The 272-nt window shown below is 66.9% G+C and carries 1 protein-coding gene; it reads left to right on the top strand.

Annotation, left to right across the window (positions count from 1 at the left end; genetic code table 11):
• Nucleotides 1–272, top strand: a 272-nt coding sequence (locus AC0IW7_RS24810) for a hypothetical protein (protein WP_471821499.1), incomplete at both ends; no start/stop codon positions are given.

Genomic DNA, 272 nt, shown 5'->3' with positions numbered 1-272 from the left:
GGCAAGCCCAGCTTCGCGGGCGGCGGCTTTACCGGCGCCGGTCCGCGTTCGGGTGGCATCGACGGCCAAGGCGGATTTCCGGCGATTCTGCATCCGAACGAGACGGTGATCGACCACACGCGCGGGCAGCGCGCCGGTATGTACTACAGGCCTGTGTTCAATATCGGCGGCAACGTGACGCCGGAAGACCTTGCTGCGGTCCGCCGCGAGGCCGCGCAGGGCTTCCAGCGGATGCGGCGTGAGTTGCCGGGGATCATGGACAACCATCAGAA

The sequence above is a fragment of the Pseudomonas sp. AC229 genome (genome assembly GCF_979254655.1).
This window is presented reverse-complemented; position numbering and strand designations above follow the sequence as displayed.